Origin of the sequence: Allobosea sp. UNC402CLCol (genome assembly GCF_000745475.1) — a bacterium.
GTDB lineage: Bacteria > Pseudomonadota > Alphaproteobacteria > Rhizobiales > Beijerinckiaceae > Allobosea > Allobosea spartocytisi.
The window spans coordinates 227250-247796 of the sequence record NZ_JQJJ01000008.1; the positions used below are offsets into that span (position 1 = coordinate 227250).

Annotated in this window: 21 protein-coding genes; 9 read left to right on the forward strand and 12 right to left on the reverse strand. The window is 67.0% G+C overall.

Annotation, left to right across the window (positions count from 1 at the left end; all coding sequences use genetic code 11):
* Window positions 1-13: 13 nt before the first annotated feature.
* Window positions 14-802 carry an ATP12 family chaperone protein gene (locus GY40_RS03080; protein WP_038359930.1) on the forward strand — a complete coding sequence of 263 codons (789 nt, stop codon included), beginning with the start codon at window positions 14-16 and terminating at the stop codon, window positions 800-802.
* Window positions 803-932: 130 nt separating this feature from the next.
* On the forward strand, window positions 933-2462 hold the full coding sequence (locus tag GY40_RS03085) for an acyl-CoA carboxylase subunit beta (RefSeq protein ID WP_038358606.1): 1530 nt from the start codon (window positions 933-935) through the stop codon (window positions 2460-2462).
* A gap of 9 nt (window positions 2463-2471) precedes the next feature.
* On the opposite strand, the gene fabF is transcribed toward GY40_RS03085, so the two are convergent.
* From fabF to GY40_RS03115, 6 genes are all read right to left on the reverse strand, one after another.
* Window positions 2472-3737 (reverse strand): beta-ketoacyl-ACP synthase II, encoded by a 1266-nt coding sequence (fabF, locus tag GY40_RS03090; protein ID WP_038358608.1) that lies wholly within the window; start codon window positions 3735-3737, stop codon window positions 2472-2474.
* A 9-nt stretch (window positions 3738-3746) separates the two neighbouring features.
* Window positions 3747-4262 (reverse strand): winged helix-turn-helix transcriptional regulator, encoded by a 516-nt coding sequence (locus GY40_RS03095; RefSeq protein WP_038358609.1) that lies wholly within the window; start codon window positions 4260-4262, stop codon window positions 3747-3749.
* 87 nt (window positions 4263-4349) lie between these two features.
* On the reverse strand, window positions 4350-5492 hold the full coding sequence (locus GY40_RS03100; RefSeq protein ID WP_038358610.1) for an ABC transporter permease: 1143 nt from the start codon (window positions 5490-5492) through the stop codon (window positions 4350-4352).
* Window positions 5489-6382, reverse strand: coding sequence for an ABC transporter ATP-binding protein (locus tag GY40_RS03105; RefSeq protein ID WP_038359931.1), 894 nt, complete (start codon window positions 6380-6382; stop codon window positions 5489-5491). Before GY40_RS03105 ends, GY40_RS03100 begins: the two co-directional genes overlap by 4 nt.
* 29 nt (window positions 6383-6411) lie before the next feature.
* Window positions 6412-7371 carry an HlyD family secretion protein gene (locus tag GY40_RS03110; RefSeq protein WP_038358612.1) on the reverse strand — a complete coding sequence of 320 codons (960 nt, stop codon included), beginning with the start codon at window positions 7369-7371 and terminating at the stop codon, window positions 6412-6414.
* Window positions 7368-8030, reverse strand: coding sequence for a CerR family C-terminal domain-containing protein (locus tag GY40_RS03115; RefSeq protein ID WP_038358613.1), 663 nt, complete (start codon window positions 8028-8030; stop codon window positions 7368-7370). The genes GY40_RS03110 and GY40_RS03115 overlap by 4 nt, the downstream gene beginning before the upstream one ends.
* A gap of 162 nt (window positions 8031-8192) precedes the next feature.
* Between GY40_RS03115 and GY40_RS03120 the strand changes: the two genes are divergently transcribed.
* From GY40_RS03120 to dksA, 3 genes are all read left to right on the forward strand, one after another.
* Complete coding sequence (locus GY40_RS03120; protein ID WP_038358614.1) at window positions 8193-9566, forward strand: MBOAT family O-acyltransferase; 1374 nt, start codon at window positions 8193-8195, stop codon at window positions 9564-9566.
* A 10-nt stretch (window positions 9567-9576) separates the two neighbouring features.
* Window positions 9577-10569, forward strand: coding sequence for a hypothetical protein (locus GY40_RS03125; RefSeq protein ID WP_051987464.1), 993 nt, complete (start codon window positions 9577-9579; stop codon window positions 10567-10569).
* A gap of 184 nt (window positions 10570-10753) precedes the next feature.
* Window positions 10754-11176, forward strand: a complete 423-nt coding sequence (gene dksA, locus GY40_RS03130) for an RNA polymerase-binding protein DksA (RefSeq protein ID WP_038358616.1) — start codon at window positions 10754-10756, stop codon at window positions 11174-11176.
* Window positions 11177-11310: 134 nt separating this feature from the next.
* Here dksA and GY40_RS03135 read toward each other — a convergent pair whose 3' ends face one another.
* Entirely contained in the window at window positions 11311-12237 is a 927-nt protein-coding gene (locus GY40_RS03135) for a LysR family transcriptional regulator ArgP (protein ID WP_038358617.1), read from the reverse strand.
* Between the two features lie 68 nt (window positions 12238-12305).
* On the opposite strand from GY40_RS03135, the gene GY40_RS03140 reads away from it, so the two are divergent.
* A complete protein-coding gene (locus GY40_RS03140) occupies window positions 12306-12932 on the forward strand; it encodes a LysE/ArgO family amino acid transporter (RefSeq protein WP_038358618.1) in 627 nt (208 codons plus the stop codon).
* A gap of 166 nt (window positions 12933-13098) precedes the next feature.
* Here the strand turns inward: GY40_RS03140 and GY40_RS03145 are convergent, their stop codons facing one another.
* On the reverse strand, window positions 13099-14292 hold the full coding sequence (locus tag GY40_RS03145; protein WP_051987604.1) for an MFS transporter: 1194 nt from the start codon (window positions 14290-14292) through the stop codon (window positions 13099-13101).
* A gap of 230 nt (window positions 14293-14522) precedes the next feature.
* Here GY40_RS03145 and GY40_RS03150 point away from each other — a divergent pair, with 230 nt between their 5' ends.
* Window positions 14523-14972 (forward strand): winged helix-turn-helix transcriptional regulator, encoded by a 450-nt coding sequence (locus tag GY40_RS03150; protein WP_038358620.1) that lies wholly within the window; start codon window positions 14523-14525, stop codon window positions 14970-14972.
* A 176-nt stretch (window positions 14973-15148) separates the two neighbouring features.
* Here the strand turns inward: GY40_RS03150 and flgH are convergent, their stop codons facing one another.
* From flgH to flgF, 4 genes are read right to left on the reverse strand one after another with little or no spacing between them, the layout of a single operon-like run.
* The gene (flgH, locus tag GY40_RS03155) at window positions 15149-15901 is read right to left on the reverse strand and encodes a flagellar basal body L-ring protein FlgH (protein WP_051987465.1); all 753 of its coding nucleotides are present in this window, start codon (window positions 15899-15901) and stop codon (window positions 15149-15151) included.
* 20 nt (window positions 15902-15921) lie between these two features.
* A complete protein-coding gene (flgA, locus tag GY40_RS03160; RefSeq protein ID WP_051987466.1) occupies window positions 15922-17004 on the reverse strand; it encodes a flagellar basal body P-ring formation chaperone FlgA in 1083 nt (360 codons plus the stop codon).
* Window positions 17005-17021: 17 nt separating this feature from the next.
* Entirely contained in the window at window positions 17022-17813 is a 792-nt protein-coding gene (flgG, locus tag GY40_RS03165) for a flagellar basal-body rod protein FlgG (protein ID WP_038358621.1), read from the reverse strand.
* 20 nt (window positions 17814-17833) lie between these two features.
* Complete coding sequence (gene flgF / locus GY40_RS03170; RefSeq protein ID WP_038358622.1) at window positions 17834-18577, reverse strand: flagellar basal-body rod protein FlgF; 744 nt, start codon at window positions 18575-18577, stop codon at window positions 17834-17836.
* A 282-nt stretch (window positions 18578-18859) separates the two neighbouring features.
* On the opposite strand from flgF, the gene fliL reads away from it, so the two are divergent.
* Complete coding sequence (gene fliL, locus GY40_RS03175) at window positions 18860-19363, forward strand: flagellar basal body-associated protein FliL (protein ID WP_038358623.1); 504 nt, start codon at window positions 18860-18862, stop codon at window positions 19361-19363.
* Between the two features lie 46 nt (window positions 19364-19409).
* Window positions 19410-20540: a flagellar motor switch protein FliM gene (gene fliM / locus GY40_RS03180; protein ID WP_051987467.1), complete on the forward strand. Its 1131-nt coding sequence runs from the start codon at window positions 19410-19412 to the stop codon at window positions 20538-20540.
* Window positions 20541-20547: the final 7 nt, after the last annotated feature.

The following is a 20547-nucleotide window of genomic DNA, read 5'->3' on the forward strand; positions in this document are numbered from 1 at the left end:
TTATGGCAGCGCCATGTCCACCGACGATTTCCTCGCCCGCTTCGGCTCGCCCGGCGCCAGCCAGCCCGACCCCGTCGCAGCCGCCCAGCAGGCGATGCGCAATCCCCTACCGGCCCGGTTCTACAAGGAAGCGGGCGTCATCGAGCGCGATGGCCTGTTCCATGTCGCGCTCGACGGCAAGACCGCCCGCACCCCCGCCCGCAAGCCGCTCGCGGTGGGCTCGCGCAATGTCGCGGAGGCCCTCGCGGCCGAGTGGGAACGGCAGGCCGAACGGATCGACCCGGCACAGATGCCGCTGACCCGCCTCGTCAATTCGGCGCTGGACGGCGTCGCGGATCAAGAGGAGGCCGTGCGCGCCGAGATCGTCCGCTATGCCGGCTCCGACGCGCTCTGCTATCGCGCCGGCGAGCCCGAGGCTCTGGTTGCGCGCCAGAACGACGTCTGGCAGCCTATTCTCGGCGACATCGAGGCACTGATCGGCGCCCGCTTCCTGCTGGCGGAGGGCGTCGTCTTCGCGCAGCAGCCGGAAAGCACGCTCGCAGCCGTCGCCCGGCACGTCGGGACGATCCCCTCTCCGCTGGCGCTCGCCGGCGCACACAACGTCATGACGTTGACGGGCTCTGCCATCCTCACCCTGGCACTGGCCAACGGGCTGATCGATCCTGACGCCGCCTGGAACGCCGCCCATCTCGATGAGGACTACCAGATCGGGATCTGGGGCCAGGATGAGGAAGCGGCCGAGCGCCGCGCCATTCGCCGGCGCGAATTCGACGCGGCCGTGCTGCTGCTGACGAAGGGCTGAACGCCTGGGCGCCCCGGAGCCGGCGGCATGATGCCCTCGCACGCTTCGGCAAATGTCGCAATGGACTCTCGCGGCAGCCCCGCTTAAGCCGGCTTTCGAGACGCGTTTTTCCCGCCGGGAGCCTGCCGCCATGAAGGATATTCTCGAACAGCTCGAATCGCGGCGCGAGGGCGCGCGCAAGGGCGGCGGCGAACGGCGCATCGAGGCGCAGCACAAGCGTGGCAAGCTCACCGCCCGCGAGCGCATCGAGCTGCTGCTCGACAAGGACTCCTTCGAGGAGTTCGACATGTTCGTGCAGCATCGCTGCGTCGATTTCGGCATGGACAAGGCCGAGAAGATCCCCGGCGACGGCGTCGTCACCGGCTGGGGCACGGTCAATGGCCGCACCGTCTTCGTCTTCTCGAAGGATTTCACCGTCTTCGGCGGCTCGCTCTCCGAGACCCACGCCCAGAAGATCACCAAGATCCAGGACATGGCTCTGAAGATGCGCGCGCCTATCGTCGGCATCTTCGATGCCGGCGGCGCTCGCATCCAGGAAGGGGTGGCTGCGCTCGGCGGCTATGGCGAGGTCTTCAAGCGCAATGTCCAGGCGTCCGGCGTCATCCCGCAGATCTCGGTGATCATGGGCCCCTGCGCCGGCGGCGACGTCTATTCGCCGGCGATGACCGACTTCATCTTCATGGTCCGCGACACCAGCTACATGTTCGTCACCGGCCCCGAGGTGGTGAAGACCGTCACCAACGAGACCGTGACCTCCGAAGAGCTCGGCGGTGCCAAGGTCCACACCTCCAAGTCCTCGGTCGCCGACGGCTCCTTCGAAAACGATGTCGAGGCGCTGCTGCAGGTGCGCCGCCTGCTCGATTTCCTGCCCGCCAACAACACCGCCGGCGTGCCGGAATGGCCGTCATTCGACGTGCCTGATCGTGTCGACATGAGCTTGGACACGCTGGTCCCGGACAATCCGAACAAGCCCTACGACATCAAGGAGTTGATCCTGAAGACGGTCGACGAGGGCGACTTCTTCGAGATCCAGGCGGCCTATGCCGGCAACATCGTCACCGGCTTCGGCCGCATCGAGGGCCGCACGGTCGGCATCGTCGCCAACCAGCCGATGGTGCTGGCCGGCGTGCTCGATTCCGACGCCTCCCGCAAGGCCGCCCGCTTCGTGCGCTATTGCGACGCCTTCGAGATCCCGATCGTCTCGCTCGTCGACGTCCCAGGCTTCCTGCCGGGCACGGCGCAGGAATATGGCGGCCTGATCAAGCACGGCGCCAAGCTGCTCTTCGCCTACAGCGAATGCACCGTGCCGCTGGTCACGATCATCACGCGAAAAGCCTTCGGCGGCGCCTATGACGTGATGGCGTCGAAACATATCGGCGCCGACGTCAATTACGCCTGGCCGACGGCGCAGATCGCGGTGATGGGCGCCAAGGGCGCGGTCGAGATCATCTTCCGCGGCGGCGATGCGGAAACCATCGCGCGCCAAACGAAAGAATACGAGGACCGCTTCATGTCGCCCTTCGTCGCGGCCGAGCGCGGCTATATCGACGAGGTCATCCTGCCGCATTCGACGCGCCGCCGCATCGCCCGCGCCCTCGCCATGCTCAGGACCAAGAACGTCGAGCGCCCCTGGCGCAAGCACGACAATATTCCGCTGTGAGCGTGCGACCTACCGCCAGCGCCTGAACACCGCGCTGGCATTCACCCCGCCGAAGCCGAAGCCGTTCGAGATGGCGTGTTCCATCGCGACCGGCCGCGCCTCCTTCGCGACGAGGTCGAGCCCTGCCGCCGCCTCATCCGGGTTTTCCAGGTTGAGCGTCGGCGGCGCGATCTGGTCGCGCAGCGCCAGGATCGTGAAGACCGCCTCGAGCCCGCCGGCCGCGCCGAGCAGATGGCCGGTCGCCGATTTCGTCGCGCTGATCGCGATGCCGCCCTCGGTGCCGAACACGGCCTTGATGGCGGCAAGCTCGCCACGGTCGCCGACCGGCGTCGAGGTGGAATGGGCGTTGAGATGGGCGATATCGGCCGGCCGGAGCCCTGCCTGCTTCAGCGCGGTCTCCATCGCCCGCCGCGCGCCGGACCCGTCCTCGGGCCCCGAAGTGATGTGATAGGCATCGGCGCTGGTCCCATAACCGGTCAGCTCGGCCAGGATCGTCGCGCCGCGCCCCTCGGCATGCTCCAGCGCCTCGATCACCAGCAGGCCTGCCCCCTCGCCCATGACGAAGCCGTCGCGGTCCCGGTCGAACGGACGCGAGGCCTTTTCCGGCTCGTCGTTGAAGCCGGTCGAGAGCGCCCGGGCTGCAGCGAAGCCGCCGAGTGCCACGAGATCGACGCAAGCCTCGGTGCCGCCGCAGAGCGCGATATCCGCTTCTCCCGCCCGGATCATGCGCGCCGCATCGCCGATCGCCTGCACGCCGGCGGCACAAGCGGTGACCGGCGCGCCGATGGGCCCCTTGAAGCCATAGTCGATCGAGACATGGCCGGCGGCGAGATTGACCAGGAAAGAGGGCACGATGAAGGGCGAGAGCCGGCGCACGCCGCGCTGGTCGGTCGTCCGCACGGCCTCGACGATCGCCGGAAAGCCGCCGATGCCGGAAGCGATCACCGTCGCCGTACGCTCGCGCTCCAGCTCGGTTTGCGGCTGCCACCCCGCCTGTGTCAGCGCTTCCCTGGCGGCGACCAGCGCGAACTGGATGAAGCGGTCCATCTTGCGCTGGTCCTTGGGCGCGATCACTGTATCGGGATCGAATCCGCCCTCGTCATCCTCTATTTTGGAGGGAACGACGCCCGCGATCTTGGCCGGCAGGGTTTCGGCGATCCCATCCGGCAGGCGGCGCAAACCGGAGCGCCCGGCAAGCAGGCGCCGCCAGGCGATCTCGGTTCCACAGCCCAGCGGCGAGACCACGCCCATTCCGGTAACGACGATGCGGCGCATGGAGAGCTCCTATTCGGGAGAGACCGGCGCAGCTGCATCCCGCGCCGCCACGATGGCGAGGCGTTGCAGCATGCCGGGGCTGGCCTGGGGGCCGGCGATGACGGTGACGTTGTTGGAATTCACGGGCTGCCGGGTCTCGGCATCGGCATAGGCCGGTACAACTTCCCGCCCGCTCTCCCGATCGGCGAGCACTAACGCCTGCCCTTCCGGCGCGAGATGCCGGTTGCCGAAGGCGACCAGCGCCGCGACCACGGGGAAGAAGTCCCTACCCCGCTCGGTCAGCACATACTCGTGACGCTTCGGCCGCTCGCTATAGATCCTGCGCTCGAACAAACCCGCTTCGGTGAGATGCTTCAGGCGCCGCGCCAGCATGTTCGGCGCGATGCCGAGGCTGCGCTGGAACTCGTCGAAGCGGGTGAAGCCCTGCAGCGCATCGCGCAGGATCAGGATGCTCCACCACTCGCCCACCGCTTCGACGGCGCGGGCGCAGGGACATTCGGCAAGCGGGGAAAGCCGGGGCTGCATGGCCCCCGCACTAATGATGTAACTATCATTTTGCAAGTCACTATCGCAGCGGCGTGTCCGCCGCCGTGATGGCGCCGGCAGCTTGCTTCAATCCAGCGTGCTCCGGAACCGCATCAGCGCGAGGCCCGCAAAGACCGGCACGAACAGGCTGAGATAGAACACCTCGTCGCCGATATCGCCGAGGCCCGCGCCCTTCAGCATGATCGCCCGGATGATGCGCAGGAAATGGGTCAGCGGGAAGATTTCGCCCAGAGTCTGCGCCCAGCCCGGCATGCCGGCGAACGGGAACATGAAGCCCGACAGCATCAGCGAGGGCAGGAAGAAGAAGAAGGTGAGCTGCATCGCCTGGAGCTGCGTGCGCGCCACCGTCGAGATGGTGTAGCCGAGCAGCACCAGGGCCAGCACGAAGATCAGCACGCAAGCGAGCAGCAGCCCGAGCCCGCCGAGGAAGGGCACCGCGAAGAGCAGCTTCGCCGCGCCGAGCACGATCACGACCTGGACGGCGCCGACGGCGAGATAGGGCAGCACCTTGCCGAGCATGATCTCGCCGGCCGTCACCGGCATGGCGAGCAGGTTCTCCATCGTGCCGCGCTCGACCTCGCGGGTCAGCGCCATCGCCGTCATCATCACCATCGTCATCTGCAGGATGACGCCGAGCAGACCGGGCACGATGTTGTATTGCGTGATGTTCTCGGGGTTGTAGCGGCGATGGATGACGAAGGAGAGCCCGTCCCCGGCGGCGGCGGCCGGGTTCGTCTCGGGCTCGAGACCCTGGGTCCGCTGCAGCGCCCGGCTCGCGATCGCCCCCAGCGCCGAAACCGCGCCGCTCGCAGCGGCCGGGTCGGTCGCATCCGCCTCGACCAGGAGCTGCGGCTGGTCGTTCCGCTCGACCCGGACGCCGAAATCGCTGGGAATGGTGACGAGGAAGGAGATCTCGCCCTTCGCCATCAGGCTCTCGGCCTCCGCCGCGCTCTGCGGCCGTTCGCGGAAGCGGTAGTAGTTCGAGACCTCCAGCGCCGAGACGACGGCGCGGGTATAGCGGTCTTGGCCCAGCGCCAGGATCGCCGCCGGCAGGCCGCGCGGGTCGTTGTTGATGGCGTAGCCGAAGAGCAAGAGCTGGACGATCGGCACCGCCAGCATCATCGCGAAGGTGATGCGGTCGCGCCGCATCTGCACGAATTCCTTGGCCAGCATCGCGCCGAGCCGGCGCGGGGAGAACAGCGCGATCATGCCGCCCGCTCCCGCGCATCGCTCATGAACTTGATGAAGACGTCTTCCAGGCTGGTTTCGCCGGGCTCGACCTTGATGCCGGCTTCCCGCTTCAGCGGTTCGAGCGCCGCTTCCAGCTTGCCCCGGTCGGTGCCAACGACATGCAGCGTCGCGCCGAAAGGCGCGACCTGCTCGACCCCGTCGGCCGACGACAGAGCCTTCATCTGGGCGGGCTTCACCGCCCCGTGGACGACATAGGTGACGAGGCCCGAGCCGCGCACCACCTCCTCGACCGTCCCTGTCGCCAGCATACGGCCATAGGCGATGTAGCCGATGCGATGGCAGCGCTCGGCTTCGTCCATGTAATGGGTCGAGACCAGCACGGTCAGGCCGTCACCGGCGAGGCGATGGATCTCGTCCCAGAACTCGCGCCGCGCCTTGGGGTCGACGCCGGCCGTCGGCTCGTCGAGCAGCAGCAGTCTGGGCTGGTGCATGATGCAGGCGGCGAGCGCGAGCCGCTGCTTCCAGCCGCCGGAGAGCGTGCCGGCGAGCTGGTCCTTGCGCGAGGTCAGTCCGAGGCCGTCGAGCGTCTTCGCCACCGCCGCGTCGACCGGATCGAGCTCGTAGAGCCGGGCCACGAAGGTCAGATTCTCGGCGATGGTCAGGTCCTCGTAGAACGAGAAGCGCTGCGTCATGTAGCCGACCTGACGCTTGATCTGGGCGCTCTGCGTGCGGACATCGAGGCCCAGCACCGTGCCCTCCCCGGCATCGGGCTTGAGCAGCCCGCAGATCATCCGGATCGTCGTGGTCTTGCCCGAGCCGTTGGGGCCGAGAAAGCCGACGATCTCGCCTGTTGCGACCGCCAGATCGACATCGTCCACCACCGTGCGCTGGCCGAAGCGCTTGGTCATGCCGTGCACGTCGATGGCGAGGCTCGTGCTCACCGCTGCCCCCGCAAGGTGACGTCGACGATCTGTCCCGGCTGCAGCGCCGATTGCAATCCGCCATCCGGCCGCGCCTCGACGAGATAGACCAGCTTCTGGCGTGTCTGCTCCGAATAGATCACCGGCGGCGTGAATTCGGGCTCCGGCGAGACATAGGTCACCGACGCCGTCAGGCCGGGCGCGCAGCCGTCGCAGCGGACCTGCAACGGCATGCCGGGCTTCGCGCTGGAGATCCAGCTTTCCGGGACATAGAGCATCAGCTTGGCCGCCCCGTCCGGCAGCAGCAGCACGACCGGCGCACTCGGCCCCGCGAGCTCCCCGACGCGCCGCAGCACGTCGCTGACGTGGCCGGCCGAGGGCGCCACAAGGCGGCGCTGCTCCAGCCGCCAGCGTGCCTGTGCCAGCGTGGCCTTCGCCTGCTCGACCGCGTTCTCGCTCGCCTTGATCTCGTCGGGGCGGGCGGGCAGCTTCGCGACGGCGAGATTGGCGGCGTTCTGGCGCACGCTGGCGGCGGCGACATCGCGCGCCGTTTCCGCCTGGTCGAAATCGGCCTGGGTCGAGACGCCGCGCCGCAGCAGATCCTGTCGGCGGTCCAGCGCCCGCTCGGCCTCGCGCTGCTGCGCCTGGGCCGAGGCAAGGTTGGCCTCGATCACCGCGATCTCTTCCGGCCGCTTGCCGCTGCGCAGATTGTCGAGCTGCGCCTGGGCCTGCACCAGCCGCGCTTCGCTCTCCCGGAGGCTGTGCTCCGCATCGGTCGTTTCCAGAGCGGCGACGAGCTTGCCGGCCTCGACGCGATCGCCCCGGCGCACGTCGATCCGCTCGATCCGGGCCGTGTCGATAGGGCCCATCCGCACATATTCGCCTTCGACATAGCCGGCGATGCGCACCGTATCCGGCGCGCAGGCGCCGAAGGTGGAGGCGATGAAGGCGACCGAGCACAGAAATCCGAGGATCATGGGCGTTCTCCCCGTGCTGCGAGAATCGTGGCGGTGATGGCCGAGCGGATGCTGCCCGCGATCGCCCTCTCCTCTGCCTCGCCGATGCCGCTCCAGCCCATGCGCCGCGTCACCGCAGGGCGCGCCAGGCGGAAATACAGGAGCTGCCCGATCATCGCGAAGACGCCGATGCGGGTGCGTTCGGCCTCCGCCTCCATGCCGGTCGCGGCGGCCCAGAGGCGGCAGAGACGGCCATGAACCGGCCCGACCAGCCCCTCATAGAGGATGTCGAAGGCCGGGCTCGGCTCCATCATCTCGCGCACCACGAAGCGGGCGATCGCCTCGCTTTCCGGGTTGCGCACGATGAAGGTCGTCGCGCGGCCGACGAGGGCGAGAATCGCCTCCAGAGCCGCGTCAGGCCCGAGATCGACCGGTACGGGCGGCGGCGCGGCGTCTCCGAGCAGCCTTTGCCGGATGGTCTCCACGATGGATTGCGCGCAGGCCTCGCGCAGCCCGCCCTTGCCGCCGAAATGATAGGCGATGCCCGCGCTGTTGACGCCCGCAGCCTGGGCGATCTGCCGGATCGAGCTCGCCTCGAAGCCGTGCCGGCCGAACAGATCCAGCCCGGCCCTGATCAGAGCCGTGCGGGTTCCTTGATCGTCGAGAGAGAGCGCTGGCATGGCCGAAGCGTACCATAACCACCGAATTCAATCAATCGATTGATTTAATTCGGTGAGCACTCCCTTGCGCCGCCGAGGTCGGAACAAGCGCGTCGATGCATCACATGACTCGCCGGAAAGATTGGTCTAAGGCGGAAACCATCCTTTCAATCCGCCTGCCAGATGCTCTTCAATTCGTTCGTCTTCCTGCTTGCCTTCCTGCCGCTGGCGCTCGCTCTGCATTGGCTGGCGGAGCGCTTCGCGCCGCGCCTGCGCCTGCCGGTGCTGGTGCTGCTCTCCTTCGCCTTCTACGGCTACTGGGACTGGCGCTTCCTGCCGCTGCTGGTCCTGTCCATCGGCGTGAACTGGCTGATCGCGGAAAGCTTTCAGAAGACCAAGGCCAGCGGGCTGATCACGCTCGCGATCGTGCTCAACCTCGCCGTTCTGGCGGTGTTCAAGTACTTCAACTTCTTCGCCGATCTCGCTGGAATGATTCCCGGATTGCCGGCGCCGAAATTCGACATCGCGCTGCCGCTCGGCATCTCCTTCTTCACCTTCCACCACATCATGTACCTGACGGATCTGCGGCGCGGCGAGGCGCCGCGCTACGATCTCGTCCGCTACGCGCTCTACATCGCCTTCTTCCCGCAGGTGCTCGCCGGCCCGCTGGTGCGCTGGCGCGAGATCATGCACCAGCTCGACGAGCGCCCCTATCAGCGGCCCGACGCCGCCGAGCGCATCGGGCGCGGGCTGATGCTCCTGACCCTCGGCCTCGCCAAGAAGGTGCTGATCGGCGACCCGCTGTCGGAATACGCCAACCCGGTCTTCGCGGCCGCCGCGGCCGGCAAGGTCGTCAGCGTGATGGAAGCCTGGCAGGGGACTCTCGCCTTCACCTTCCAGATCTATTTCGACTTCTCCGGCTATACCGACATGGCGCTGGGCCTCGCCCTGCTCTTCGGCGTCGTGCTGCCGCAGAATTTCGAGGTGCCCTATCGCTCGGTCTCGATCCAGGATTTCTGGCGGCGCTGGCACATGACGCTCTCGCGCTTCCTGCGCGATTATCTTTATATCCCGCTCGGCGGCTCCCGATCCGGCCTGCCGACGCAGCTCTGGGCGCTCTTCGCCACCATGGCGCTCGGCGGCCTCTGGCACGGGGCCGGCCTCCACTTCGTCGCCTGGGGCGTGGCGCATGGACTGGCGCTGATCGTCGCCCTGTTCTGGCGTCGCGCCGGGCTGCCGATGCCCGCCCCTCTCGGCTGGCTCCTGACCTTCCTCTTCGTGGTGCTGTGCTGGGTCCTGTTCCGCGCCACGAGCTTCGACGCGGCGGTGACCATTTATAAGGGGCTGTTCGGCCTCGCACCCATCGGAACCGGCCTCAAATGGCGCGCGCTGCTGCCGGCCGCAGCCTTCGCCATCATCGGCCCGACAGCCTGGAGCCTCGTTCACAAGCTGCCGCCGGCCCGCTGGATCGCCGTGCTGAGCGGCCTCCTGTTCGTCATCATCCTGCTCAAGATCGGCGAAGACGCCAATTATGAGTTCATCTACTTCCAGTTCTGAGACCCCGGGCATGGCCGGGCGGACGCAATGGGAGCGCTTCACTGCGACGCTGCTCGCTGCCGCGACGCTGTTCGCCGCCGTCTTCCTCGTTACGGCCTTCCTGCTCGACCCCTATGATACCGGCCGCTCACCGCTGAAGCTCAAGGAGGGCGTGCGCCCGCAGGGACCGCGCACCGCTCTGGCGAGCCGCGGCCGCGACCCGCAATTCACCGGCGCGATCTTCGGCAACTCGCATGTCCAGCTCCTCTCGCCGGAGCATCTAAAGGCGAAGACCGACATCCCCTTCGTCTCACTGGTGGCCCCCGCGACGCGCCCGAAGGAGATCATACTCACCATCGACTGGTTCCTGCGCCATCACCAGGCGACGCCCCCGCAGGCGATCGTCGTCGGCGTCGACGCGTTCTGGTGCACGCCGGACCCGGCTCTGCCGAACGACAAGTCCTTTCCGTTCTGGCTGCTCAGCCGCAGCCTGACAGCATATCTCGCCAAGCTGATGCGCTACGATTTGGTCGAGGAGATCCCGCGGCGGATCGTCTATCTGACTTCCTCCACGGCCGAGCGCGGCCGGCCCGACGGGTACTGGGACTATGAGGCAAGCTACCGTGCCCAGGGCTATGCGACCCGGCCCGATCTGCGCGAGAAACTCGAAACGCCGGCCGAGACCGGCGGCGGCAATGCCAGCGGCCCCTTCCCCGCTGCAGCCGCCCTCGAGGCGATGATGAAATCGGCCCCGCCCGAGACAAAGCTCATCCTCGTTCGGCCGCCGGTCTATGTCTCGGCTCTTCCCAAACCGGGCACGCCTGACGGCGCGGCCGAGGCCGCCTGCCTCAAGGCCTTCAGCGATTTCGCGGCCCGCAGGCCCCTCACCACCTTGCTGAACTGGCGCATCGACCGCCCTGAACTGCACGATTCGAATCTCTTCTTCGACCACACACATTACCGTCAGCCGATAGCCCGGCTGATTGAGGACGACATCGCCGCAGCGATCCGGGCGATGGATTGAGGCGGATTCAGCTGAAAAGCCGGCAGAATCCGCCTTTTGACCGACGTCAATCACGAAGCGGTTGAAGCTGTGTCGGAAGCGATTGTTCCGCTTGAAACGGATCGCTATAAGGGCGCGAAATCGGCTCACCCTCCCGCGGCAAAGCCGAAGGGCGCGTGAGCGGACAACGCAAGAGAGCGCGCCCATGTCGAAGCAGATCATCCTCGATGCGGACTACAAGCCGAGCGATGACGAGCCGTTCATGAACGACCGTCAACGCGAGTATTTCCGTGGCAAGCTCCTCGCCTGGAAGGACGAGATCCTGAAGGAGGCGAAGGAGACCCTCGTCGCCCTGCAGAGCGAGAGCGAGAACCACCCCGACATCGCCGACCGGGCCTCCTCCGAGACCGACCGCGCCATCGAACTGCGCGCCCGGGACCGCCAGCGCAAGCTCATCGCCAAGATCGATTCGGCAATCGCCCGCATCGACGACGGCTCCTACGGCTATTGCGAGGAAACCGGCGAGCCGATCTCGCTGAAGCGCCTCGAAGCCCGCCCGATCGCCACGCTCTCGCTGGAAGCCCAAGAGCGCCACGAGCGCAACGAGCGGGTCTTCAGGGACGATTGAGTCGCGGCAGACAGTCTTCCGGCATTCTCTAAAAGGCCCCATGCCCACAGGCATGGGGCCTTTTGCGTCGGTAGCCGGGCATCGGAAACCCGATAGACTCACCCGCCGGAAAACATCGGATACCCGGACAGCGGTCAGTCGTGCCCGGGAAGCTGCTCCGGCGCTTGAACCGGCGCCAACCTTCGGGCCGCGACGGAGCGCACGGCGTCCGTCAATCGGTCGAGCAGGCGCGCCGTCAGTCTCGTGCGCTGCCAGTAGAGTGTGACGGCGATCCGCCGGTAAGGCGGCAATTCGATTAGCCTTCCGGAATCGAGCAGGGGCAACGCGAGGGGCAAAGGCGCCATCGACCAGCCCAGACCCGCCAGCGTCATGTCCAGCATGCCTTGGGTCGACGGCGTCCAATGGATCGCGGATGAAATCTCCGTTCCCCAGGCCGCCCGCGCCCAGCGGGACTGCAACTCGTCCCGCCGGTCGAAGCGCAGCACCGGAGCGCGCCGAAGGCCGGCCGCATCGACGCCCGCATCGAAGAACCGGCCCAGGAAATCGGGGCTGGCGACGGCCACATATTCGATGACGCCCAATGGATAGATCCTGCAGCCGACAACGGGAGTTGGATCGGCCGTGACCGCGGCCAGAACCTCGCCGGCGCGGAGCCGTTCGGCCGTGTGGGCCTCGTCCTCGAGGACGAGGTCGAGCAGAGCGCCGGTCTCCGTTGCGAATTGCGTGGCCACCGCGGGAAACCACGTGCTGACGCTGTCCGCATTCACAGCGACACGCACCGTATGAGGCCCGGTTTCCTGACCGGCCAATCCGGGCAGGTCATGGACGACTTCGCTTTCGAGCAATCGGACCTGCTCCATATGGGCGCACAGCTTGGCGCCGATCGCAGTGGGGCGGCAGGGCGTACCTCTCGTCAGCAGGATTGCCCCGACCCGCTCCTCCAGCCCTTTGACGCGCTGGGAGATCGCCGAAGGCGTGACGCAGAGTGCCGCAGCCGCCTTCTCGAAACTGCCCTCGCGCACCACGGCGGCAAGGGCCGCGAGGGACAGGTAGTCCAGCATTAGCATTCCTAAATCAGATTAAGAAAATTGAGCTATACTACATCGTCGCCTCGACGCATCAAGGCGGCATGACCACCGCTCTTCTGTCCGCCTTCGCCAAAGGCTTCGCTCTATCCGCCGGGCTGATCATCGCGATCGGCGCCCAAAACATGTTCGTCCTTCGTCAAGGCCTCAAGCGCGAGCATGTCTGGCCGATCGTCCTGTTCTGCGCGGCCGCCGACGCGGTGCTGATCGTGGCGGGGGTCAGTGGTCTGGGGAGCATGCTCGCCGTCGTGCCGGGACTATCGCTGGCCCTCGGCCTGGGAGGCGCGGCGTTCCTCAGCTGGTATGGCGCCTCGGCTCTCCGGCGGGCGGCCCATCCGTCGGCACTCACCGTTGACCGGCAGGCCAGCATCAGCCTCGGCGCCGCCATCGCCGGAACCGCCGCCTTCACCTTCCTGAACCCGCATGTCTACATCGACACGGTGATGCTGATGGGTGCGGTCGGCGCGAGTCTCCCGCCGACGGAGCGTCTCCCCTTCATGGCTGGCGCCGTGATGGCCAGCTTTGCCTGGTTCGCGTCGCTGGGCTTTGGCGCCCGCTTCCTCGCCCCGCTCTTCTCGCGGCCTGGCGCATGGCGCGTCCTCGACCTCGCCATCGGCGTCATGATGCTGACGCTGGCAGCCAGCCTCGCCCGCAGCGCGCTCACGAATTGATGCCTGGGCTTCCTGTGGCCGACCTCTTCGGCGACAGGATCAGGTTGGACCATCCGCAAAAAGCCCCGCGTCGGGAGGACGCGGGGATTCTGGCCGCCTGCCTTTGAAGCTCGGGGAGCATGGTGGGCTGTCGGCGGCTCGGGAGGCCGCAGCGCCGTCCGCGCATCTAGCCGGAGATCCGTCTCGTCGCGGCTTCCGGGGTCGACTTCAGCGTGAGGACCCAGAAGGCCAGTGTCGCGAGACTGATCAGCGCGCCCGCGGCGCACACGCCGGGCCAGCCCGCATGGGCATAGATGACGGTCGACGTTGAGGAACCGGCCGCGCTGCCGATCGAATAGAAGATCATATAAGCCGCCGTCAGGCGGTTCTGCGCATCGGGCCGCACCCGATAGATCATCGCCTGATTGGTGACATGGACGGCCTGAAGGCCGAAATCGATTACCAGCACCCCGACGATCAGCCACAGGATCGAATGCTGAAGCTGGGCTATCAGCAGCCATGCCAGCAGCATCAGCGCGAGCGCGATCCCCGTTAGGCGTTGACCGTAGCCGCGATCGGTCCAGCGTCCCGCCCGCGTCGCCCCGAGCGCACCGGCGGCGCCCGCCAGGCCGAAAAGGCCGATCTCCGTATGGGACAGCGAGAAGGGCGGCGCGCTCAGCGGCAGGACGAGCGGGGCCAGCAAGGTCGTGATGTTGGCGAAGATCAGCATGGCGATGACCCCACGGATGCGCAGGGTGGGCTCCGTGACGATCAGGGTGACGAGCGACGCGATCAGACGCCCATAGGACAGGCCGGCGGGCTTGCGCTCCTGCCGCGGCAGCACTCTCCAGAGCAGCAGCACGATCGCCATCGTGAGAGCCGCAGAGACGAAATAGACCGTTCGCCAGCCGGACAGGTCGGTGAGAGATCCGGCAACGGTTCGCGCCAGCAGGATGCCGAGGACGATCCCGCTCGTGACCACGCCGACGATATGGCCGCGTTCCGATGGGCGCGCCAGGCTCGCGGCATAAGCGACCAGAGCCTGCGTCACGACGGCCAGAAGGCCCACCGCCGCCATCGAGGCAAGCAGCATCGCGGCCGAATGCGAGACGCCGACACAGGCAAGAGCCAGCACGGACAGCAGGGACTGGCCGATGATCAGCTTGCGGCGATCGAGAAGATCCCCCAGCGGAACGAGCAGCAGCAGGCCGAGCCCATAACCCAACTGCGTGGCCCCGACGATCAGCCCGGCGACGCTGCGGGACAGATCGAGATCGTCGGCCATGACATCGAGCAGCGGGTGCGCGAAATAGGCGTTGGCAACGGCAAGCCCGCTCGCCACGGCGAACAGCAAAATGGTGCGGCCATTCAGCGAAGGCATCTCGGGCGGCGCCTCCCCTGCGACCCGGTCCGCGGCCTGAACGGTCCCGTCTCCGTTTGGAGGACGAATGCTCTCCTTCGCGGCGCTGGGCAGCGCCGCGTCCTGATCCAAATCCATTGCAGACCTCAGGCATCAGTTTTATGATGAAACCAAATTGGGCATAACGATATGAGTTTTATCATGCAACCAAAAAGAAGCGGGTCGATCGCCCGCGGGTGGGGAACGGGCTGATGGTCGCTCGCAAGAGCCTCAAGGGGGACTATTGTCCCAGCGCGCGCTCCCTGGACGTGATCGGGGACTGGTGGTCGCTGCTGATCGTTCGCGATGCCTTCGACGGCATGACCCGCTTCAGCGAGTTTCAGAAAAGCCTCGGCATCGCCCGGAACATCCTGACCGATCGGCTGAAGACATTGGTCCAGAGCGGGATTCTCGACGCGGTTCCGCTGGGTGAGGGTGGAACGCGCGTGGAATATCGCCTGACCGCCATGGGCAAGGACCTGTTCCCGGTCATGGTCGCGCTGCGCCAGTTCGGCGAGCGCCATCTCTTCGCGCCGGAGGAAAAGCATTCCCGCCTGGTCGAGCGCGAGACCGGCCAGCGCGTGAGCCTCGACGTGCGCACCGAGGACGGCCGCGCCATCGGGCCGGATCAGGCGGTGATCCTGAAGATCGAGGACGACTGACATGGAAAAGCCCCGCGTCGGGAGGACGCGGGGCTTCTGGCCGCCTGCCTTTGAAGCTTGGGGAGCGTGGCGGGCGGCCGGGGCTGTCGGCGGCTCGGGAGGAACCGCCGGCCGAACCGGAGCGGAGACAAGGGGGAGCGTTCCGCGCCGGCCGGATTTCGGAAGATCGGCGCGGCTCAGAAGGGCAGCAGGATATCCATCACCTGCTGGCCGTAGCGCGGCTGCTGGACGTCGGTGATCTGGCCGCGGCCGCCATAGGCGATGCGGGCCTGGGCGATCTTGGTCGAATCGATGGTGTTGTCCGACTCGATGTCCTCCGGCCGGATGACGCCGGCGACGATCAGCTCGCGCACCTCGAAATTGACGCGGATCTCCTGCTTGCCCTCGATCACCAGGTTGCCGTTCGGCAGGTTCTGGGTGACCACCGCCGCGACATTGGTCGCCAGCGTCTCGGAACGGTTGATCGAGCCCGCGCCCTGGCTGGACGAGTCCGAATCGAGCTTGAGCAGCGAGTCGGCCTTGGCGCCGTCCGGCAGGAACTTGTCGAGCTTGTTCTCGAAGCCGAAGGTGTTGGCCGCCCCGAAATCCTCGCCGTTCTTGCGCGAGCGCTGGGTCGTGTTGTTGAGCTGGGCCTTGTCGGTGACCTTGACCTTGACGGTGACGAGGTCGCCGACATTGCGGGCGCGCTGATCCTTGAAGAAGGCGCGCGAGCCGGTGCGCCAGAGCGAGTTCGGGGCGAAGGAGGCGTGCTCCATCGCCGGCATCGGCATCTGGACGGGCTTGTAGCCCTTCGCCGCGGTCGGGTCCTCGACGGGCGAGAGTGTCGGGGCCTGCCCGACATTGGCGAGGCGGTCGCCGACGCCGCAGGCCCCGAGCGAGGCGGTCAGCAGCAAAAGGCCGGAGAGCTTGAGGATGCGGTTCGGGATCATGACGCTTTCCACGACGATACTCACTGGGCGCTGGCGATGCGGCCGATGGCCGGCTTGACCGAGACGCGGCCGGGGCCGGTGATGGTGCCCTGCAGCGTGCGCTTGGACTGGGGATTGGTGACGGAGACGACATCGCCCATCGCGCCGGAATCGTTCGTCCGGCCGCGCATGGTGATGAGCAGGCCCGGCCCCTCATAGACGATGGTGACGAGTTCGCCCTTGGCGACGATCTCCTCGCGCTGGACGTCGCCAGTGCGCAGCGGCACGCCGGCGAGCAAAGCCCGGCGCGCCACCTTGTCGATGGCGGCGCGGGAATCGCCGATCAGCTCGCTGCCCTGGCCGTCGCGTGGGCGCCGCTCGACGATGACATCGTCCCGGCCGAGCGTCTCGCCGCGCGCGATCGCACGCTTGGGCACCACCACCTCGACCGTCTCGACGAGCTGGCCCAGGATGCGCAGCGGCTTCAGCCGCATGGCGGCGCTGCCGGGCACTGTGAGCCGCGCCTGGAGGCGCCGGCTGCGGGCATCGAAGGAGAGGTCGGACACGGCAATCTCGCCGGTCAGCTCCGGCTCGATCGCCACGGGCGGCGCGCCACCGTCGATCGCGAGCGCGAACATGCGGGCATCGACGCCGAAGCGCTCCTGCAGCCCGGCCTTCACCGCCGCTTCGATCTCGTTGGCGCCGATCCGCCGGGCGGCGCGGGTCACCACGACCTGTGCGAAACCCTGGCTCTCCAGCTCCGCCGCGTCCCGGATCACGCCTGCGGCACGGGCCGCCTCGACGATGCGGCCGACCTGGATCGTGCCGGTCTCGCCGAGCGCCGGCGCCCGGAAGGCGGCCATGCCGGCGAGATCGCCGGAAAGCCCCGAGATCAGGTCGCCATAGGTGACGAGGTCTCGAACGAGATTGAGCTCCGGCCGCAGGACGAGCCTGTGCGTGGGAACAGCGGCAACGGTCGGGGCCGGGGCAGCTTGCGTCGCGGCCGCCGAAGCGATGGCGACCGGAGCGGTCCCGCTCCGTGCGCGAGGCTGCTGCGCCAGCGCCGTGCCGGCGTCGAAGGCCGCGGCGGCGAGCAGCAATCCTGTGAGGGTGAGGCGGATCATGATGCTGGCCCTCCCGATCAACCGCGGAACATCTGCGTCGTCGCCGACATCATCTGGTCGGCGGCGGTGATGACCTTGGAATTCATCTCATAGGCGCGCTGGGCCGCGATCAGCGACGAGAGCTCCGTGACCGCCTGAACGTTCCCTTCTTCGAGATAGTTCTGCTGCAGCGTGCCGAAACCCTCCCCGCCGCCGAAGCCGTCGATCGGCTGGCCGGAGGCGGCCGTCTCGACGAACAAATTGTCGCCGATCGATTCGAGACCGACCTTGTTCACGAAGCGGGTGAGCTGGATCTGGCCGAGCTGCTGCGGCGCGGTCTGGCCCGGAATCGTCGCCTCGACGATGCCCTGGGCGTTGATGTTCACCGAGGCGGCGTTGTTCGGCACGGTGATGCCGGGCTCGACCAGATAGCCGTCGCGGGTGACGAGCTGGCCCTGCGCATCGAGATCGAAGGAACCGTCGCGCGAATAGGTCGTCCGCCCGTCGGGCATGCGGATCTTGAAGAAGCCCTCGCCACGCAGCGCCAGATCATAGGGCTTCTCGGTCGGGCTGATGTTGCCCTGCGTCATGACGCGGCCGGTCGAGACCGTCTTGACGCCCGAGCCGATGAAGGTGCCGGCCGGAACCTGCGTGTTCTGGTCCGAGCTGGCCGAGCCGGCGCGGCGGAAATTCTCGTAGAGCAGATCCTGGAAGTGAATCTGCTGGCGCTTGTAGCCGGTGGTCCGGACGTTGGCGATGTTGTTGGAGATGACCTGGACGTTCATCTCCTGGGCCATCATGCCCGTGGCGGCTGTCTGCATGGCGCGCATGGGAGAGGTTCCTTTCCGGCTCAGGCCTGCTGGTCAGCCAGGCGCGAGATCGCCTTGCTGCGCAGGTCGTCGGAGCGGCTGATCATGTTCGCGACGTTCTGGTAGGCGCGCTGCACCTCCATCAGCCGGGTGAGTTCGGTGACGGCCTTGACGTTCGAGCGCTCGATCGAGCCGGGCTCCAGACGCGTGCCGGCCGGGACGGCCTGCGGCGGCGTCGGCGAGGAGAACAGGTTCGTCCCCTCGCTCACCAGCGCGGTCGGATTGGCGAAGCGGACCTGCCGGAGCTTGCCGCGCGTGCCCTGGTCGCTCGTCACCGTGCCGTCGGCGGCGATGCGCATGTCGAATTCGGTGTTGCCGAAGGTGATCGGCCCCGCCTCGCCCATCACGGTCTGGCCGGACTGCGTCACGAGCTGGCCCTGGCGATTGATCGTCAGCGAGCCGGCGCGGGTGTAGCGCTCGCCGCCGGCCGTCTGCACGACCAGGAAGTTGTCGCCCTTCAGCGCGACATCGAGCGGATTGCCGGTGAACTCGGTCGCGCCCTGCGAAAGGTCGAGCGGCGTGCCCTTGTCGATGACATAGGACAGCGCCTGGTCGGCCGGCTTGAAGGCCTCGGCCTTGGCTTTCGGCATGACGAATTCGCTGAAGCGCGCGCTGCGCGCCTTGAATCCGCTCGTGCCGACATTCGCCATGTTGTTGGCGATGACGTCCAGCTCCCGCGACAGGGCGACCTGGCGCGAAAGGCCGATGAGAGAGGCGTTCTCCACGGCTTAACTCCCGATATGTCCCGCGGCGACCTCGACGCTCCCCAGCGCAGTCGCCACACCGGACACTCGGCAAGCGCCGTGCCAGCATGGTTAACTCAGACAAGTGATTGATTTAAAAAGGTTTTCTTAGTGACAGATCGATGCCGACACCCGGCACAACCGTTCGCAACGGCAAGAATGGCCCGGCAAAATCTGCCGCCCTTAACGGGACGTTAACCGTGATTGGAGATGGTGCGGGAGAGGTCGGCAGGACGCCGGCCGGACGGCCCGGGGCTGAAGCAGATGGCGAAGAAAGCCAAGACCGAAGACGAAGGCGCCTCGGGCCAGGAAGCGGCGAAAGGCGGCAAGAAGAAGCTCGTCATCGTCATTGCCGCCGTCGCCTTGCTGGCCGCCGCCGGCGGCGGAGGCTACTGGTTCCTGTTCAAGCGGCCCTCGGCAGAGCAGGCCGCAGAGGCCGCCGCCAAGGTCAAGAAGCCCGCCACCTTCCTCGAAATGAAGGACATGATGATCGGCATGTCGAATGGCGGCCAGCAGGACCGTCAGCCGATCATGAAGATCAAGGTCGTGCTCGAGATCGGCGACGCCAAGGTCTCCGAGGAGGTCAAGCCGCTGCTGCCGCGCGTCGAGGACGCCTTCCAGATCTTCATGCGCGAATTGCGCCCCTCCGACCTCGATGGCTCGGCCGGGATGTATCGGCTGAAGGAGGAGCTCCTGCGCCGGGTCAACATGACGGTCTACCCCGCCAAGGTGGACGCCGTTCTGTTCAAGGAATTGCTGGTGCAATGAGCGCCTCCAATCGCCCCGACGACCGCAACGAAGTGACGGCATCCCGATGAGCCTCGAACGCGACAATCCGGATAAGCCCCGCGACCAGCCGCTGACGCCCGAGACGATGGCGGCAGAGTGGTCGACGATGCCCGCCACCTTCGAGGAGGATGGCGAGCAGGAAGGCGGCACCGACCGCCTGATGTCGCAGGACGAAATCGACACGATGCTCGGTTTCTCCAGCGCCGAGGACAGCGCCTCGCGCAACGGCATCCAGGCGATCGTCGATTCCGGCTCGGTCGCCTATGAGCGCCTGCCGATGCTCGAGATCATCTTCGAGCGTCTCGTGCGCCTGCTCTCGACCAGCCTGCGCAACTTCTTCACCGACAATGTCGAGGTGACGCTGGAGAGCATCCGCTCGGTGCGCTTCGGCGACTACGTCAACTCGATCTCGCAGCCGGCGCTGCTCTCGGTGTTCAAGGCCGAGGAATGGGATAATTTCGGCCTCGTCACCATCGAGACCGCCCTCACCTATTCGGTGCTGGACACGATGTTCGGCGGCAAGCGCGGCCAGCCCGCCCCGCGCGTCGACGGCCGCCCCTTCACCTCGATCGAGATCCAGCTGATCCGCCGCGTCATCCAGCTCGTGCTCGGCGACGCCGAGGCCGCCTTCAAGCCGCTCTCGCCGGTGACCTTCACCATCGACCGGGTCGAGTCGAACCCGCGCTTCGTCTCGATCTCGCGGCCGGCCAATGCCGCGATCCGCGTCGAGCTGAAGTTCGACATGGAAGGCCGGGGCGGCTCGCTGCACATCCTCCTGCCCTATGCGACCATCGAGCCGATCCGTGAATTGCTGCTCGAAAGCTTCATGGGTGAGAAGCTCGGGCGCGATCCGATCTGGGAAAACCACCTCGCCACCGAGGTCTGGCAGGCCGATGTCGACGTCACCTGCGTGCTGCACGAAACCCGGATGCCGCTGAAGCGCGTGATGCAGCTCGAGATCGGCGACACGCTGATGTTCGACGCCCGCCCGGACTCGGCCGTGTCGCTGCGCTGCGGCGACTTCATGGTGACCGAGGGGCGCGTCGGCCGGGTCGACGGCAAGATCGCCGTGCAGGTCACGAGCCCGCTGCGGCGCTCCAAGACCACGCTCGCCGCGTTCGACAGTCTCGCCAGCCATCTCGGCGCCACCAACTGAGCAGGAC